1 protein-coding gene and 2 pseudogenes are annotated in these 3,024 nt (G+C 59.0%); 2 read left to right on the top strand and 1 reads right to left on the bottom strand.

All coding sequences use genetic code 11. The annotated features are described in order from the left end of the window. A pseudogene (locus D3227_RS42470) lies at positions 1–224 on the top strand (hypothetical protein); the annotation flags it as partial. A 542-nt stretch (positions 225–766) separates the two neighbouring features. Here D3227_RS42470 and D3227_RS44715 read toward each other — a convergent pair. Further along, positions 767–1,800 (bottom strand): annotated as a pseudogene (locus tag D3227_RS44715) (IS110 family RNA-guided transposase); the annotation flags it as partial. Positions 1,801–2,176: 376 nt separating this feature from the next. Here D3227_RS44715 and D3227_RS39975 point away from each other — a divergent pair. Then, positions 2,177–2,872 (top strand): transporter substrate-binding domain-containing protein, encoded by a 696-nt coding sequence (locus tag D3227_RS39975; protein ID WP_342634058.1) that lies wholly within the window; start codon positions 2,177–2,179, stop codon positions 2,870–2,872. The last annotated feature ends 152 nt before the right edge of the window (positions 2,873–3,024 follow it).

Below are 3,024 nucleotides of genomic sequence, written 5' to 3'. Positions count from 1 at the left end.
GGCTCAACTCGGCCATCTCATTGCTCCTGTTCTCAAGATTGCGCTTCAACAGCCGCAATCCTTCAAAACAGAAGCCTCACACGCAAACCGACCCACAAAATGCCGCGTCAGCGGCTTCGTTCAATCCTGAATCTCAACAAGCCTTAGTCCGTGTCGCACGCGATCTCGAGGAGGCCAGACCGTGGAGTGACCGTCGACCGAAAGTTCGAGCGGGTGCAAGCTGACGATCACCCCCGAGTTCGAATCTGAGTGCGAGCAATCTCCAATACAAACTTCGACGTCGACTCGCGTTGCCGATGCCTTCGACTTCGGGCGCGTGGAGGGAATAGACCTTCTGCCCGGGCTGTCGCTGGTTCTGGAAGAGCGGATCTTGACGGCAAGGGCGCGCAGCGTCGCGAAGCATTCCTTCAGGGCAGGATCGCGCCATCGACCCCGCGTCCGACATTGCTGATCAGGCGGCCCAGCCGGGTGCGCCGGAATTTGAGTTCGTGGTTGGCGCGCTTGAACTGGTGCGCGTGGATGTAGCCTCCAACTGTGATGGCGGCCCGCTCGGCGATGCGGAGATAGCTCTGGCGCAGCCGATGCCGTTCGCCTTGGCGAAGCCGACGATCTTCTCGATCGGCTTGTGGGTGAGCGTGGCGACCCATCGCCGATCCTTGCGCGGGCCATGCCGGCGGCCCTTCCACGGAACGGCGGGACCAGGAACCGCGGCGAGCAAGACCGACGCAAACGCGGCAAGAACGGCGATGTCGTCGGTGCTGTGGGTGAGACGGCTGCGATGCTGTTCCTCATAGCGCTCGGCACCCGGGTCCCTGTAGGTCACCGTCACGGCCTTCGCCTTGCCGGCACGAGAGGACAGCCGACGATAAAAGGCACCGAGCGCCGTATCGCTTCGCCCAATGGTCGTGGCGGCCAACCGTAACAGGGCTGCTGCTCGCCTGAATGATCTCCGCGTGCGCGAAGAGAGCACCTTGCCGCCGGAGATTTTATTACCGGGCGTGAGACACAGCCAGCAGGTGAAGTGCTTGGCGCTCGGCCACGCCCTAGCCCATTAGCTTCAATGCGAGGGACAGACCCAGCCCATGGATCTCGGTCAGCAGCCCCGACATCGAATGACGGTGTGTTGACCTGCTTGGTCTTCACTCGTGGCCTGGATAGCTTGCCGACCGGCTTGGCCTCTTCGTCGGTCAGCTTTGCTATCAAGGATTCCAGCGTGAGGTCGCAGTCGAGCATCTTGGCCTGGTAGGTGTCGGTAGAGCTCCAACGACTGGGTCAGGGCGAAGACATGTTCGTCCCGGTCGTTTCCCACCAGTGCAGCGAGGATCGTCTCGATAGAGGAATGACAGCGCACATCGCGGTAAGCCGCCAAAACGTCGGGATTGCGCTCGCCCGCTGCAATCGCTCGGATGATCCGCATCCCGGTCGCGCCGGTGATGTCGGAGACAACGTGATGAAGTTGCAGGTTCACCTCCATCAGAGCCTTTTGCATGTGCTGGATATGCGCGGCTGCGTATTCCACGAGCCGCTCCCGCTGACCCTGATGGGCGCGTTGGGTTGCGATCTCGGCAGCAGGGCGGAAGCTGCCGCGTAACAGACCGTAGGAATGGAGCTGGCGCAGCCATGCGGGCATCGGATCTGTCTTGCGCCCCGGGCACGTTCTTGGCGTAACGCGCATTGACTAAAATGACCTCGAACCCGCGCTGCTCAAGAATCTCGTAGGCTGGGATCCGATAGACCCCGGTGGACTCCATCGCGACGATAGTCACGCCGCGCTTTGAACCAGTCCGTCAGATCATGAAGGCTATTCCCAACGATTCGGTTTACGGGAGGCTGGCGGACCATCTAAATTCGAGATGACCGCGATATCGATACAATTCTTGCCAACTCTTGGCCGACGGCACAGGGTGAGCATTGCGACGGCACGCGGAAATGGGCCCTGCCGCTGCTTAAAACGTGGCTCCAATCCACGTCTCGGATGCGGGAAGGGCCCGCTCCAACGACCAAATTGCAAGGGAGGATCACTTGAACAAGCTTATGACAATTTTAGCAGCCGCAGCCTCGCTCGCGGCTGCGTCCATGGCTGCGTCTACTGAGGCCACCGCCGGTGCCGTATCACGTGCTCGCAACCAAAACGCTAAGGGTCGCAGCCGGGACGGACTGGGGGACGCTTTCATTCTTGAATGACAAGCATGAGCTCGATGGTTCCGACGTGGACGTGGCCAAGGCCATCGCAGAAGATCTTAGCGTGAAGATTGAATTCGTTACACCAGCCTGGGATATCATCACCTCAGGCAAGTGGGAGGACCGTTGGGACATGGCTATGGGTGAAATGGCCCCAACCAAAGCCCGCGCCGAAAAACTTGGCTTCCCGGCCGTGTACGCCTACGGAGCGGTGGTCGCGGCCGTTCACAAGGATAGCAAAGCGACCAAGACGTCTGATCTCGAGGGTAGGGTGCTTGGTGTCACGGCAAGCACAGTTGCCGAGTCCTATGCCAATCACACTTTAACACAGGATTGGGTAGTCAGCGGTCAGTCCGACGCTCAGCCAATAAAATTCCAGTTCACGCCGGGCAAGGTGAGGACCTATGCGACCGACAATGTCGCCCTTGACGACCTTCGGCTCGGCGATGGTGTTCGTCTTGATGCCGTCCTCGCGAATCGATCGGATCTACGCAATGCGATCAAAGCCGGCTATCCATTGAAGGAACTGGAAGAGCCCTTATTCTTCGCGCCGTCGGCTATTGCAATTCTGCGTGGCGACAAGGAATTCAGCGACAAAATCGCCGAGGCCATCCAGAAGATGAGGGATGATGGCAGGCTCTCCAAGATAATGATCAAATGGTACGGAGTTGATCGATCCGTCGAAAAATAAGTGGTGAATTGCTAGCGACCAAGGCTGGCCTTGGTCGCTTTTTTCTTTAAGAGGCTGCTCATGCTCTATCAGGACACAGTCGAATCCGAGATCCTGGTTCACAAACCGTGGTTCGTCGCTTCGATATTCGCGGTCGTGCTCGCTGTGTTCTT

It is taken from the genome of Mesorhizobium waimense (genome assembly GCF_003601975.1).
Classification (GTDB): domain Bacteria; phylum Pseudomonadota; class Alphaproteobacteria; order Rhizobiales; family Rhizobiaceae; genus Mesorhizobium; species Mesorhizobium waimense.
This window is presented reverse-complemented; position numbering and strand designations above follow the sequence as displayed.